The sequence below is a fragment of the Mesorhizobium sp. WSM4823 genome, assembly GCF_055811195.1.
In genome coordinates, this window is record NZ_JBVVQL010000004.1 from 278,678 (window position 1) to 291,235 (window position 12,558).

Below are 12,558 nucleotides of genomic sequence, written 5' to 3' on the forward strand. Positions count from 1 at the left end.
GGCAGACATGGAAATGTGCTGGCGCGTCCCATGAGTTCCGCCGATCGCCGCTGATTTATGGTGTTGACTGCTGGCCGGCATCAAACCTCATTCAGAAATGAAGCAAGCGAGATTGTGAAGCACGCCTTAAAGACGCATTTCGATATTAGCGTCTAATCAAGCAATCGAGACCACCCTACGTTCTTCAACGGCGGATAGTTGAGACGAAGGGAAGACCATGAACTCACTGCACCGATACGTTGCGTTCTTGTTGGCGGCGGTGATCATGATCGCCCCTGCCAGCGCAACGGCCGATCAAAAGGCAACACGAGAGCCGCTGACGATCCAAGAGCAAGGGAGCTTCGCGGTCGGCGGGTCGGTTCTGAACACCCCCGGCACCTACAACAACAACGCGCCGGCTGCCGAAGGGCAGACCTTCCATGGCGACCATCTCTACGCTTTCTATCAGATTCCGGAGAATCCCAAGCCGCTGCCCATCGTCATGCTGCATGGCGCCTACCAGTCGGCAAGGAGTTGGGAGACCACGTCTGACGGTCGCGAGGGCTTCCAGAACATTTTCCTGCGCCTCGGCTTTCCGGTTTATCTGGTCGATCAGCCGCGTCGTGGTCGCGCCGGCAACAGCACTATGGCCACGACGGTCGATACCACGCCATACGACCAGCTCTTCTTCGATCAGTTCCGGCTCGGCAAGTGGCCGAAATTCTTTGATAACGTCCAGTTCGATCGCAAGCCCGAGACGCTCGACCAGTTTTTTCGGTCCGTCACCCCGAACACCGGGCCGTATGATGCTGGCGTGATCTCGGATGCCATGTCCGCGCTGTTTACGAAGACCGGCCCGGCAATCCTGTTCACTCATTCGCAAGGCGGCGGGCCTGGCTGGCTGACGGCGATCAAGAACGACAAGGTGCGCGGCATCGTCGCTTTCGAGCCGGGTAGCGGCTTCATCTTCCCCGAAAGCGAACTTCCCGAGGCGATGCCGAGCGCGGCCGGCACGCTGAAGCCCGAGGCCGTGCCGCTGGCGGATTTCGAGAAGCTTACCCGCATTCCGATCATCATCTATTACGGCGACAACTTCCCGACCGAGCCGACCACGGAGCGCGGGCAGGATAATTGGCGTGTGCGTCTTGCGATGGCGAAGCTCTGGGTTGATGCCGTCAACAAGCACGGCGGTGACGCCCGGCTCGTGCATCTTCCGGAGATCGGAATCCGGGGCAACACGCACTTCCTGATGTCCGACCTGAACAACCTCCAGATCGCCGATCAGGTCTCGCAGTTCCTCGCCGAGAAGAAACTGGACTGATCCGCCTGCGCAGATGCTTGGCGCTGCGCGCAACATCGTGTCCCCGCGGATCAAAGATTGGAGTTCGAAATGACCAACGACGTTATCGACAAGAGAAGGCGCGAGTTCCTCGGAGCCTCCGCGTTTGTTCTCTCGGGTGCAATACTAGGAGTTCCGGCAATGACGACCACAACCGCTACCGCAGCCGATTACAAGCAGAACCGGTTTGGCTTGGTCTATCGCGGCGCGATCACAATGAACGAGCCGGGCAAGGTCAATATTCACCCGGTCAAATACGCGCTTCATGGCCTGGACATCGTCGCCAACGTTTACACCCCAGCGAACTATGATGAGAGCCAGAAGTATCCTGCCATCGTCGTGGCGCACCCGAACGGTGGCATCAAGGAGCAGGTTGCGGGCTTGTATGCCCAGCGCCTCGCTGAACGGGGCTACATTACGATTACGATGGACGCCGCGTATCAGGGCGGAAGCGGCGGCGAACCGCGCAGCGTCGACAAACCCCAATTCCGCATCGAGGACATTCACGGCGCAGCGGATTTCATCACCCGCTACGCAGGCGTAGATGCCGAACGACTTGGCCTGCTCGGCATCTGCGGCGGCGGCGGATACTCGTTGTCTGCGGCGAAAGCCGACAAGCGATTCAAGTCGGTTGCGACGCTCAGCATGTTCAATTCCGGGCGGGTACGTCGCAATGGCTTCGCGGATTCACAACTTGACACCATTCAGGAGCGCCTGCGGCAGGTTACGGCAGCCCGCGCCCAGGAAATGGCCGGCGGAGAAATCCTCTACGCGGGCGACGCCAATCTGACGGACGAGCAGATCGCCGCGCTGCCGTTTGAAATGTACCGGCAGGGATACGAATACTACTGGAAGACGCACGCGCACCCCAACTCGACTTTCAAGTACACGATGAGCAGCTTGTTGGACCTGATGCGCTGGGATGCTGCCGACGAACTGGAACTGATCGACCAGCCGCTGCTGATGATCGCGGGCAGCAAGGCCGACAGCCTGTACATGACCGAGGACGCCTTCCCCAAAGCCACCGGAACGAAGGACAAGGAACTGTTCAAGATCGAGGGCGCGACCCATATCGAGACCTATTGGGTTCCCGACTATGTCGAAGCCGCGTTGGGTAAGCTGACGCCGTTCTTCGCCCGAACCCTTGCTTCCGACCGCTCATAACCGCCGATAGCAGCATGGCGCTCGGATTTATGTCCTGGGCGCTATGTCCGTCCTCCCACCAAAACCCCGAGGAGTCACACCTTGAAGAAACTCACCCGAAATCTGTTTGTCGCAACCAGCCTGCTTCTATCTGGAGGAATTTCCACCTTGGCTAACGCCCAAAGCCAGACCCCCGCGACTTCCGATGCGGCTCCTGCCCAGCAGCAGTCGCGTGCGCAGCAGCTGATGGGCGACATTGCCCCGAAACTGGCAGAACTGACTGACGGCGTGCTCTTCGGTGACGTCTGGGAGCGCCCGCAACTCTCCAAACGCGACCGCAGCCTTGTTACAATCTCAGCGCTTATCGCACTCAACCGCCCTGACCAGCTTCGCTCCCATATGAACCGGGCACTCCAGAATGGAGTGACGGAAGAGGAGATCGTTGAGGCGATCACCCATCTCTCATTCTATTCGGGCTGGCCAAACGGGGTGTCAGCTGTGGGTGTCGCAAGGGAAGTGTTCGAAGAAAATAGGAAGAAGTGAGTGCCGGAAAACGCCCGCCCTTCGACCGTTGAGGCCATGATGAAATCTATTGTTGTCGCAGCAGCCGTATTCGCAATGACCGTTCCAGCCCATGCAAACTCAGAGGTCGTCGTTACGCGTGTCGGCTCAACGCCATCCGCCGTCGGCCCTGCCGAGAATTTCACAGGATCCGTTCGTGTCGATTCCCGCTTCAAGGGAACTGATCCTGCTCGGGTCGGCGGTGCTATTGTCACCTTCGAGCCGGGGGCACGAACAGCCTGGCATACCCACCCTCTCGGTCAGACACTGATTGTCACCGCGGGCGTCGGCCGCGTCCAGCATTGGGACGGTCCCGTACAGGAGATCAGGCCGGGCGATGTTGTCTGGATCCCGCCGGGCGTCAAACACTGTCATGGCGCGAGCCCGACCGTAGCGATGAGCCATATCGCCATATCGGAATCGCTAAACGGCAACGGCGTCACCTGGATGGAAAAGGTTTCAGACGAGCAATACCGGCGCTGACCTCCAACCCTCTCAATCCATCGCAGCCCGCTCGCATCGCGGCCCGCCCAAACCCCCAACCGCCATGAGAGGCATCTTCTTGAAAAGATTTGCAATTGCCTTGAGTGCGCTGGCCGCCTGCGCCGTCTCCCTGATCGGATGGCAGGTCCAGGCCGAAACGAACCGCGTCGAGTTTCCCAACCTTGATGGGTTGGTTCACTACACGACCGTCCGGCGCGGCAATGTCATGGAGCACATCATGACCACACCCGCAGCCATGGAGGCGGCCAAGAACGGGCAGCCGATCCCGGCGGGCACGCAGTTCGTGCTGGTCGACCATCGCGACGGTGAACTCTACCGCTACTTCGTCATGCAGAAGGGCGAGAATTGGGGCGCGGACTATGACGAAAGTCGCCGCACTGCCGACTGGCAGTTCCAATGGTTCTGGCCGGACAAGTCGATCAACATGGACGAAAACACCGCACGCTGTCAGTCGTGCCATGGCAGCCAGCAAGGCAGCGATTATCTATTCACCGCTTATCGCATTCCCCGATTCAACGGAACGCCGGTCGAGTAAGGCGGGAGGCAGAGCGTTTGAACCCCGTTTTCCTGGCTCGACTGGCGTTTGATCTTATCGCTGCCGGGCTTCTGCTGTTCGGCTTCTCCTATTGGTGGCTCGGCAATGTCGCGCATGAGCTGGCCGGTACCGCAATGTTCCTGCTGCTCATCGTGCACAATTTGTTCAATCGCCGCTGGTATGGCACGATTCCAAAAGCCCGCCGCGAGGCGCGCGGCCTGTTCAACATCGTGGTGACGTTTTTACTGATGCTGGCGATGTTGGCCCTGCTCGTCACCAGCGTGTCCATTTCCAATGCCCTGTCCGGCTTCATGTCGGCGTATGGCGGCTTCACGGTGCGGCAGATTCACACCCTAGCGGCCTATTGGGTTCTCTTGATCGTGTCCGTTCATCTCGGCCTGCGCTGGCCGATGCTCATGGGCGTGGCACGCAAGCTGACAGGCATTTCACAGCCCAACGCCATCCGGACGCTCTTGCTTCGGGTAATGGCTGTCGCGGTCGCGATTCATGGCGTGTGGAGTTCGTTCGAACTGGCTGTCGGTACAAAGCTTTCCATGCAGATGACGCTCGACTGGTGGAACTTTGAAGAATCCGTCGCAGGCTTCTTCGTCCACTACATCGCGATAGCCGGTCTCTATATGTTTCTCGCCTACTACGCGATGAAATGGCTGCAGGCGAGAAGGCACAGGTCAGTTGCCGCGATACCGGAGAACGTCCACTAACAAGGCAAGCGCCGGCGATTGTTGCCGCCGGCTCGGATAGTAGAGGTGATAGCCAGGAAAGGAGGGGCACCAATCCTCCAGAACCCGAACCAGCCGGCCATCCGCGACATAGGACATCGCATGGTCTTCGGGCAGGTAGGCAATCCCCAAGCCATCGAGTGCTGAACTGAGGCGCATGCTGAGACTATTGAAGACGAGTTGTCCTTCGCCGCGTACCTTGACCTCGCGCCCATCCTTTTCAAGGCCCCAGGCGAACAATCCGCCATAGGTTGGCAGCCGTGAATTGATGCACTTGTGCGCTGCAAGCTCTTGTGGCGTCTGGGGCGGCGGATACCGTTCAAAATAGGCTGGCGATGCGACCACTGCCATTCGCAATTCTGGTCCAATACGCACGGCGATCATGTCTTTCGCAAGCTGCTCGCCCATACGAACTCCCGCGTCGTATCCCTCGGCAACGATGTCGGTCAGACCGTAATCGACGATGATCTCAACCTGAATATCCGGATAATCCGGCAGGAACTGCTTGAGCGCGGGTTGTAGAACCGAGATGGCAGCATGCTCACCGGCCGTAATACGGACCGTCCCGGCCGGTTTATCTCGAAGTTCGCTCAATGCAGCAAGTTCAGCTTCGATCTCATCGAAACGCGGCGCAATCGTGCGCAGCAGGCGTTCGCCGGCGTCGGTCGAGGCAACGCTGCGCGTGGTGCGGGTCAGGAGGCGCAATCCCAATCGCTCTTCCAGATTGCGAATGGTCTGGCTGAGAGCCGAAGGTGAAACGCGGAGCTTTGCAGCGGCTCGCGTAAAGCTGCGCTCCTTAGCGACGATGGCGAACGCAGCAAGCTCGTTGAAGTTTTCCATTTGGATTTGTTAGCTCATCTAAAAGGCTCATGCAGATTATAGCATCTTATCGCAAGCTGCGGCAGGCGCTAAAATTAGTGCCGTGGCCCTTGGAAGCTGACCAGCCCGCGTGCGTGAAGTGCCTCCGAGCAGTCGATTGGAGTTCGCAATGCAAACCCGAAAACTTGGAACCCTGAACGTTTCCGCCCTTGGCCTTGGCTGCATGAGCATGAGTTCGGCTTATGGTCCGGCTGCCGACAAGCTGGAGATGATCAAACTCATTCGTGCTGCTCATGATCGCGGCGTCACCCTGTTCGACACGGCCGAAGCCTATGGCCCCTTTGTGAACGAGGAATTGGTCGGCGAGGCGCTTGCGCCGATCCGCAACGACGTTGTCATCGCCACGAAATTTGGCTTCGATATCGACCTTGATACCGGCTCGCGCAGCGGCGGCACCAACAGCCGGCCCGAACATATCAGGGCGGTGGCCGACGCCTGCCTCAAGAGGCTGAATACCAATCGCATCGACATTTTCTATCAGCATCGCGTCGATCCCTACGTGCCGATCGAGGATGTTGCGGGTGCGGTCAAGGAGTTGATCGCGGAGGGCAAGGTCAAGCATTTCGGCCTCTCCGAGGCAGGCATTCAGACGATCCGTCGCGCTCATGCGGTGCAGCCGGTGACAGCGGTGCAAAGCGAATATTCCCTGTTCTGGCGCGGACCCGAAGCCGAGCTTCTGCCGACACTGGAGGAACTTGGCATCGGCTTCGTGCCGTTCAGTCCGCTCGGCGCGGGTTTCCTCACCGGCAAGATCGATGAGAACACCCGATTCGACCCCACGGACTTCCGCAACAGCGTGCCGCGCTTCTCTCCCGAGGCCCGCAAAGCCAATATGGCGCTGGTCGCCATCGTAAAGGCTGTCGCTGAGCGCAAAGGTGCGACGCCTGCACAGGTCGCCCTCGCATGGCTGTTGGCGCAGAAGCCGTGGATCGTGCCGATCCCCGGCACCACCAAGCTCCATCGTTTGGAAGAAAACCTCGGCGCGGTCGACGTGACACTGACCGCTGAAGATCTGGAAGAGATCGCGACAGCGCTTTCGAAGATCGAGATTCAAGGCGAGCGCCTGCCCGAAGCGGTGCTCAAGATGACCGGCCTTTGATCGGCTTTCGGAGAAAGGCCATGACTGACAATCCAACGCGAAGGGAGCTCCTCATGACCTCGCTGCTCCTATCTCTTGCGGCAGCGGGAGCAGCGCCGGCCACAGCGGCGCAGCTCCCGGCAGGCAAGATACTCGTTGCGTATTTGTCGCGAAGCGGAAACACGCACGTCGTGGCCGGTCAGGTAAGTCGCGCCTTGCGAGCCGACCTGTTCGAGATCGAGCCGGAGCGGCCTTATCCTGACGACTATTTCGAGACGGTCGAGCAGGCGAAACAGGAAACAGACCGCGGCTACGAACCGCCGTTGAAGACGAACCTCGCCGACATCGCCCAATACAGAACGGTATTTCTTGCCTTTCCGATCTGGGGAATGACAGCGCCGCCCGTGGTCCGATCATTCCTCGCCGCCCACGATCTTTCGGGCAAAACCATCATCTCCCTCATCACACATGGCGGCTACGGGCTGGGCGATAGCTTGAGTGTTGTCGCCAGCAAGGCGCGACGGGCCAATCTTGTCGAAGGATTTTCCATGCAGGCTCCCCAGGAGCGGCAGACCATAGAGCGAGTTACAGAGTGGCTGGACGAGTTAAAGGTCGCGCGGTGATTTCAGAGCGTTCGAAGCGCGGTTGCGTCTTTCCTCGGATCGAACATCGAGAGATCCGCAACGCCTGCCGTTATCGGCACCTCGCTCTGCAACACGTCCTATCCGGAGCCTACCCAAAACCACGACGATCGTTCACTCGATTGCATCACGGCGGTCCTGCAAAGACCGCGCATCCGAATTTGCCGATCGAGCCTCAACTCGTTTAAACGGCGACATAATCCGCTCGCTTTCATCCGGCGAGCGGAAATTTTATCCACATCCGGCGCTACCCTCGCGCGGCTGCTTCCGTCGCGGTTCGGACTGCCCTCACCGCTCCGACCTTCGCCTTCTCCGTCCGCTCCTGGTGCTTTTTGCCCCATTCCGCCAGCGGAGCGAGCGCCAGGTCGAGCTCGGCGCCTTCCGGCGTGGCCGAATATTCCACGCGCGGCGGCACCTGGTGAAACACCTCGCGGTGGATGATGCCGTCCGCCTCCATCTCGCGCAGGTGCTGGATCAGCATCTTCTCGCTGATCTCCGGCTGCAGCCTTTTCAGTTCGCCGAAGCGGCAGGGCTGCGCCTGGTGGATCTGCCAGAGCAAAAGTGCCTTCCACTTGCCGCCGATCACCGCGAGCGCGGGACCCAACCCGCAACTGTCCGGCAGTTCTCTTTGTTTTTTTGCCAAGGAAGTCTCCAATTCTGAGGATTTGGTAAGTACCTTACTTTTTTGTCTGTACTTGTGCAATCGAAAGCACCCGCCTAGCTTCGGTTAAGGATGCGGAGCATGCGGGCAGAAGGCCAGCGGCAAGGCTTCCACTGGGATAGTTTCGCGCGGCAAAAAGTGACCGCTCCCGATAGTTTCAAACCGACAGACCGCGGCGCCCTTCGCGCCGGGATAAGGACGAATCATGAGCAGATTTCAGGGCAAGAAGGCCGTTGTCATCGGCGGCACGCATGAATGGGACTGGCGGTGGCGCAGGCGTTGATCGACGGCGACGCCGAGGTCCTGATCACGGGGCGCAGTGAAAAGAACCTCGCGGACGCCCGTCAGGCGCTTGGCGGCAGCGTCCATGCGGTCCGGTCCGATGTCGCCAGCATGGGCGACATCGCGATGCTCAACGCGGAAGTGGAGCAGAAGCTTGGCGAGATCGATTTCCTGCACGTGAACGCCGGCGTGTCGGAGCTGGAACCGTTCGACCAGGTCACTGAAGCGTCCTATGACCGCCAGTTCGACATCAACACCAGGGGCGCCTTTTTCACCACCCAGCGCCTCATTCCCCTGATCAAGGAGGGCGGCGCAATCGTCTTTACCTCGTCGATCGCCGAGGATTCCGGCATCGCCGGCATGGCGGTGTATTCCGCCAGCAAGGCGGCGCTGCGCGCCTTCGGCAAGGTGCTGGCATCGGAACTCCTGTCGCGAAAAATCCGCGTCAACGTGGTGAGCCCCGGCTTCATCGACACGCCGACCATGGGTGTGGCCGGCGCCTCGGCGGAAGAGCGCGCCGCCTTCATGAAGATCGGCGATGAGGTGACGCCGATGAAGCGCCACGGCGCACCGGAGGAAGTGGCGCGCGCCGTTTTGTTCCTCGCCTTCGACGCCACCTTCACCACCGGCGAGCGGATCAAGGTCGACGGCGGCCTCGGCCAGGACTTGTCGCCGGCCATGGGGTGAATAGGAACGCCGCAGCAGAGCCCGCTGCGTAACTTCACAATCGAACCGAAAAAGAAAGGAAAACAGATGTCCGACGTATCCGTCATCGGCCTTGGCGACATGGGCTCGGCCTTAGCCGAGGCGCTCCTGAAAAGCGGCCTCAGCGTGACCGTGTGGAACCGCTCGCCGGCCAAGGCTGAGGCCCTCGTGGCCAAAGGCGCTGTCGCCGCCGCGGGCGTCAAGGATGCCGTCGAGGCGAGCAGACTCGTGGTCGCCTGCCTGCTGGTCTACGATACCGTGTATGAGGCGCTCGAGCCGGCGAAGAATGCACTTGCCGGCCGCACGCTGGTCAACCTCACCAACGGCACGCCAGCGCAGGCGCGCGAGATGGCGCAATGGGCAGCCACCCAGGGCGCCGACTACCTCGACGGCGGCATTATGGCGGTTCCGCCGATGATCGGCCAAGCCGAGGCGCTGATCCTCTACAGCGGTGCGCACGCGGCGTTCGAGGCCCATGGGAAAGCGCTCGGCGCGCTGGGGGCGGCGAAATATCTCGGCGACGACGCCGGGCTGGCACCGTTGCACGACATTGCCCTGCTCACCGCCATGTATGGCCTGTTCTCAGGCGTTACGCATGCCTTCGCGCTGACCGGATCGGAAAAGGTGCCGGCGGAAAAATTCCTGCCGATGCTGACCAACTGGCTCGGGGCGGTCATGACATGGCTGCCCGACATGGCACAGCGCATTGACAGCGGCGACTACCGCAGCGATGTCGTCTCGAATCTCGAGATGCAGGCGGCGGCCTTCGACAACTTTATCGCGGCCAGCGAGGGCCAGGGTGTCAGCACCGAGCTGATCGCGCCGATGTTCCAGCTCCTAAAAAAAGCTGTCGCATTGGGCTATGGCGATGCCGACCAGGCCAGCCTGGTCGAGATGATCAGGACTAGGCCGCAGCCCGAGAGGCAGCGGGCGGCGGGCTGACGGCGCGATCCAGCGCCAGCATCATGTGGGCCTGTATTTCTAGCTGCAACCCCGGCGCGTTCTCCGCGTCGGCGGTCGCGAGATAGAGATCGACGAGCGTATCCAGGAGTACGCTCAGGAAATGCAGGCGGGTGAAAGCCGAAGATTTGAGCGCCTGTCACAAATGCATCTGATGTCCGCCGAAGGGGCAATGTCCTGATGTAAACGCCGTATCCACCGAACCCGCCCAACGCTACGATAACGAATTTCGTCCAGTTTAGTCTGGTGAAGCGCGTCGAAGGAAATCGTAGATTCGGCGGAGTTGGCGCGCAGAAAGAAATTCGAACTCCTGCCCCCAGCTTCGTAGTTCGGCGATCATGATTTAGGAATCAAGGGACGATATTTGGACTAAACGTTAATGCGCAGACGCCGGTAAGCTGAACTCAAGCGACCACTGCCAAGCCGATCATCGGCGTCACCATGCCCAACTACATCGATGGTCTCGTCCGGGCCACCGATATGACGCTCTCCAGCGACGACATTGCAGCGCTGGAAGCTCTCGCTGACGCCGCTAATGTGAACACGCGCGGCTGGTGGGAAAAAGAGATGTAAGTCTAAATACGTCCGGCGGTCATCAGTCGCGGGTAATGGCCGGAGGAAGTAGCCGTTGATCATGCAGGCCGCCCTGCATTCAGGCATGGGCGGCCGGCTTGTGGAGCGGGATGACTGAGCTCGATAAGCAGTCAGCGTGTTGGCGCTGATCGCTCAGGATTTTCGTTACTCCCGCCCAGATCAGCCCGCGGCGCTTGGCACTGGCGTGTTGAGCAGCTGCTGTTCCCAAAGATACGCGATGCCGCTGCCGCCGAAGTGCTGGATGAGAATCTCGATCAGCTCCTCGACATGCTCGGTGCGCGCCCAATCGCGTTGCCATTCGCCAGCGAGTGCCATCACGGTCATGACGTTCGCGCCGGCCGCGATCATTCGCTGTATGGCAACTTCGTGAGACTCCGTCGAAATCCCGCCCGACGCGTCGGTGATCACGGTCACGTCCCAGCCTTCGCCGGCGGCCTGGATCACAGGCATTGCGACGCAGACCTCGGTCCACAGGCCGGCGATGATCAGCTGCTTGCGGCCGGTCGCCTTGACGACGTTCACCACATTCTCGTCCTGCCAGGTGTTCACCCAGGTGCGATCGATGACTTCCTGGTCCGGAAATACGTCGGTGATCTGCTTAAAGAGAAGTCCACCGCGCGCCGCGATCACGCTGGTGAGAATGGTCGGAACATTGAAGGCTTTTGCTAGCTTCGCCAGCGCGGTCGTGTTGTTGACCACCATGTGCGGATCGTGGCTGTTCAGGCTTGCGAGCTGATAAGGTTGGTGATCGATCAGAACGAGGACCGAGTCTTCAGGACGAAGAAGCGAATCAAGGCCGTTACGGGGGATCATCAAGACTTCCTTTCTCTGCCGCTATGGACGGCAATGGGTTCACGGGAGACATGCGCCAGCGGCGACGTTGCCTGGACGCAATTTGCCGTTCCCTTTGGCGATGCGGTAGTGCCATAGTCAGGCAAGCTGTGTCGCGAAACGAGGAACGCCGAATTGGACATCGAAGATCTACAGACATTCGTCGCAGTGGCCGATGCCGGGGGCGTATCGGCCGCCGCGCGCCGGCTCGGCGTCTCCAAGTCAATCGTCAGTCGGCGGCTCCTCCGGATTGAAGCGGACCTTGGTGTCCAGCTTCTTGCACGAACGACCCGCGGCGCCGCGCTCACAGAAGCGGGAGTCACGTTCAGGGACCATGCGGCCCGAGCCAGCGCCGAGATCGACACGGCCAGGGAAGCGATCTTCCCAACTGGTGATCTGCGCGGCCGCCTGAGGGTCGCGATGCCGCTTTCCTTCGGCCCAACCCACTTCGCCCCCGTGCTTGCGGAAATGGCGCATCAGCACCCGAAGCTCCAGATCCATACCTCCTACAGCGATCGCTTCGTCGATCTGATCGCAGAGGGTTTCGACTGCGCGATCCGGGTCGGGTACCTTCAGGACTCGAACCTGATTGCGAAGCGCATCGGACCGATCTATGGAAAGCTCGTCGCAAGTCCGGATTATATCAAAGCAAGCGGTTCACCTCAGACGCCAGATGAGCTCGTCACCCATCAGGCCCTCATGCAAGGGACGGAAGCCTGGCAGTTCATGGATGGCGACAAGGTCATCACGGTTCAGCCGCAGGGCAGGTTCAAGGCTGATAACGCTACTGCGCTTGCCGCCGCCGCAGTGGCAGGGCTCGGCATTGCTTGGCTCCCCGATTGCATCACGTATGACTATATGACCTCCGGAGCACTCGTTCCAATTATGACACGCTATCCCCCACCTTCGGCAGGCGCGTATGTCGTCCGACCGTCGGGTAAGCACCCCACACGGAAAGTCCGGGTCCTCACCGAGATGCTGATCGAGTACTTCGCACGAAATCCGAACGTTTGGGGTCTCGACCGTTAAAACACGAACGGGGCGAAGCCTTATTGAAGAATTGCGTTCGACGGTTGCTCTACTGCGAGCCGCTGAGCCCGACGACATTGCCCGCACGTTCCACTTA

The 12,558-nt window shown here is 60.1% G+C and carries 14 protein-coding genes and 1 pseudogene; 12 read left to right on the forward strand and 3 right to left on the reverse strand.

Going from position 1 to position 12,558, the window contains the following annotated elements; translation table 11 throughout:
• Positions 1-265 precede the first annotated feature (265 nt).
• The 6 genes from AC0L26_RS13310 (at position 266) to AC0L26_RS13335 (ending at position 4,783) form a co-directional block, all read left to right on the forward strand.
• Positions 266-1,300 carry an alpha/beta hydrolase gene (locus tag AC0L26_RS13310; protein WP_473633206.1) on the forward strand — a complete coding sequence of 345 codons (1,035 nt, stop codon included), beginning with the start codon at positions 266-268 and terminating at the stop codon, positions 1,298-1,300.
• A gap of 159 nt (positions 1,301-1,459) precedes the next feature.
• Positions 1,460-2,482, forward strand: coding sequence for an alpha/beta hydrolase (locus AC0L26_RS13315; protein WP_473633207.1), 1,023 nt, complete (start codon positions 1,460-1,462; stop codon positions 2,480-2,482).
• Positions 2,483-2,563: 81 nt separating this feature from the next.
• On the forward strand, positions 2,564-3,004 hold the full coding sequence (locus AC0L26_RS13320; protein WP_473632936.1) for a carboxymuconolactone decarboxylase family protein: 441 nt from the start codon (positions 2,564-2,566) through the stop codon (positions 3,002-3,004).
• Positions 3,005-3,079: 75 nt separating this feature from the next.
• Positions 3,080-3,505, forward strand: coding sequence for a (R)-mandelonitrile lyase (locus AC0L26_RS13325; RefSeq protein WP_473633208.1), 426 nt, complete (start codon positions 3,080-3,082; stop codon positions 3,503-3,505).
• 64 nt (positions 3,506-3,569) lie between these two features.
• On the forward strand, positions 3,570-4,061 hold the full coding sequence (locus tag AC0L26_RS13330; protein ID WP_473632937.1) for a cytochrome P460 family protein: 492 nt from the start codon (positions 3,570-3,572) through the stop codon (positions 4,059-4,061).
• Between the two features lie 17 nt (positions 4,062-4,078).
• Positions 4,079-4,783, forward strand: coding sequence for a DUF4405 domain-containing protein (locus AC0L26_RS13335; protein ID WP_473632938.1), 705 nt, complete (start codon positions 4,079-4,081; stop codon positions 4,781-4,783).
• Here the strand turns inward: AC0L26_RS13335 and AC0L26_RS13340 are convergent.
• Complete coding sequence (locus AC0L26_RS13340) at positions 4,751-5,641, reverse strand: LysR family transcriptional regulator (RefSeq protein WP_473632939.1); 891 nt, start codon at positions 5,639-5,641, stop codon at positions 4,751-4,753. The genes AC0L26_RS13335 and AC0L26_RS13340 overlap by 33 nt on opposite strands.
• 148 nt (positions 5,642-5,789) lie before the next feature.
• On the opposite strand from AC0L26_RS13340, the gene AC0L26_RS13345 reads away from it, so the two are divergent.
• Both AC0L26_RS13345 and AC0L26_RS13350 read left to right on the forward strand, forming a co-directional pair.
• Entirely contained in the window at positions 5,790-6,779 is a 990-nt protein-coding gene (locus AC0L26_RS13345) for an aldo/keto reductase (protein ID WP_473632940.1), read from the forward strand.
• 53 nt (positions 6,780-6,832) lie between these two features.
• Complete coding sequence (locus AC0L26_RS13350) at positions 6,833-7,381, forward strand: flavodoxin (protein ID WP_473632941.1); 549 nt, start codon at positions 6,833-6,835, stop codon at positions 7,379-7,381.
• A gap of 265 nt (positions 7,382-7,646) precedes the next feature.
• On the opposite strand, the gene AC0L26_RS13355 is transcribed toward AC0L26_RS13350, so the two are convergent.
• Positions 7,647-8,042 (reverse strand): winged helix-turn-helix transcriptional regulator, encoded by a 396-nt coding sequence (locus AC0L26_RS13355; RefSeq protein ID WP_473632942.1) that lies wholly within the window; start codon positions 8,040-8,042, stop codon positions 7,647-7,649.
• Positions 8,043-8,265: 223 nt separating this feature from the next.
• On the opposite strand from AC0L26_RS13355, the pseudogene AC0L26_RS13360 reads away from it, so the two are divergent.
• The 3 genes and pseudogenes from AC0L26_RS13360 (at position 8,266) to AC0L26_RS13370 (ending at position 10,580) form a co-directional block, all read left to right on the forward strand.
• Positions 8,266-9,029: pseudogene (locus AC0L26_RS13360) on the forward strand (SDR family oxidoreductase).
• A gap of 66 nt (positions 9,030-9,095) precedes the next feature.
• On the forward strand, positions 9,096-9,989 hold the full coding sequence (locus AC0L26_RS13365) for an NAD(P)-dependent oxidoreductase (RefSeq protein WP_473632943.1): 894 nt from the start codon (positions 9,096-9,098) through the stop codon (positions 9,987-9,989).
• Between the two features lie 459 nt (positions 9,990-10,448).
• Positions 10,449-10,580 carry a hypothetical protein gene (locus AC0L26_RS13370; protein WP_473632944.1) on the forward strand — a complete coding sequence of 44 codons (132 nt, stop codon included), beginning with the start codon at positions 10,449-10,451 and terminating at the stop codon, positions 10,578-10,580.
• Between the two features lie 180 nt (positions 10,581-10,760).
• Here the strand turns inward: AC0L26_RS13370 and AC0L26_RS13375 are convergent, their stop codons facing one another.
• Entirely contained in the window at positions 10,761-11,414 is a 654-nt protein-coding gene (locus tag AC0L26_RS13375; RefSeq protein ID WP_473632945.1) for a hydrolase, read from the reverse strand.
• A 153-nt stretch (positions 11,415-11,567) separates the two neighbouring features.
• Here AC0L26_RS13375 and AC0L26_RS13380 point away from each other — a divergent pair, with 153 nt between their 5' ends.
• A complete protein-coding gene (locus AC0L26_RS13380; protein WP_473632946.1) occupies positions 11,568-12,461 on the forward strand; it encodes a LysR family transcriptional regulator in 894 nt (297 codons plus the stop codon).
• Positions 12,462-12,558: the final 97 nt, after the last annotated feature.

Excerpts from the sequence above, each read along its gene's own strand:
- AC0L26_RS13315 (WP_473633207.1), top strand. The coding sequence starts at position 1,460 with ATGACGACCACAACCGCTACCGCAGCCGATTACAAGCAGAACCGGTTT.
- AC0L26_RS13345 (WP_473632940.1), top strand. The coding sequence starts at position 5,790 with ATGCAAACCCGAAAACTTGGAACCCTGAACGTTTCCGCCCTTGGCCTT.
- AC0L26_RS13330 (WP_473632937.1), top strand. The coding sequence starts at position 3,570 with ATGAGAGGCATCTTCTTGAAAAGATTTGCAATTGCCTTGAGTGCGCTG.
- AC0L26_RS13340 (WP_473632939.1), bottom strand. The coding sequence starts at position 5,641 with ATGGAAAACTTCAACGAGCTTGCTGCGTTCGCCATCGTCGCTAAGGAG.
- AC0L26_RS13365 (WP_473632943.1), top strand. The coding sequence starts at position 9,096 with ATGTCCGACGTATCCGTCATCGGCCTTGGCGACATGGGCTCGGCCTTA.
- AC0L26_RS13325 (WP_473633208.1), top strand. The coding sequence starts at position 3,080 with ATGACCGTTCCAGCCCATGCAAACTCAGAGGTCGTCGTTACGCGTGTC.
- AC0L26_RS13370 (WP_473632944.1), top strand. The coding sequence starts at position 10,449 with ATGCCCAACTACATCGATGGTCTCGTCCGGGCCACCGATATGACGCTC.
- AC0L26_RS13310 (WP_473633206.1), top strand. The coding sequence starts at position 266 with ATGATCGCCCCTGCCAGCGCAACGGCCGATCAAAAGGCAACACGAGAG.
- AC0L26_RS13350 (WP_473632941.1), top strand. The coding sequence starts at position 6,833 with ATGACCTCGCTGCTCCTATCTCTTGCGGCAGCGGGAGCAGCGCCGGCC.
- AC0L26_RS13375 (WP_473632945.1), bottom strand. The coding sequence starts at position 11,414 with ATGATCCCCCGTAACGGCCTTGATTCGCTTCTTCGTCCTGAAGACTCG.